Source organism: Brevibacterium sp. SIMBA_078, assembly GCF_046534565.1.
Classification (GTDB): domain Bacteria; phylum Actinomycetota; class Actinomycetes; order Actinomycetales; family Brevibacteriaceae; genus Brevibacterium.
In genome coordinates, this window is the sequence record NZ_JAWRYQ010000359.1 from 1 (window position 1) to 257 (window position 257).

Below are 257 nucleotides of genomic sequence, written 5' to 3' on the forward strand. Positions count from 1 at the left end.
ACCTTTTTAACCTTTCCACTAACTCTATTTACACGAGCATAGGAACCAATATATCCAGTTCCGTTGTATTCTTTAAAACTATAAGTTTTTGTCGTAGTCTTAGCTTTAGATGATGCTTTTGCCGTTGCTAAGGCCATTAAAGAATTACTAACAAATTGATCATTTTCTTCACTAGCATAATTTTCTGCTAAATCCTTAGCATTTTCTTCTTTAAGAAAATCTTCAAATTCTTCAATAGAACTAAAATTTAGTGAGAT

1 protein-coding gene is annotated in these 257 nt (G+C 30.4%); it reads right to left on the reverse strand.

The window, feature by feature from the left end; translation table 11 throughout:
- A partial coding sequence (locus tag SB749_RS20025) for a hypothetical protein (RefSeq protein ID WP_410711848.1) occupies nt 1-257 on the reverse strand: 257 nt, incomplete at both ends.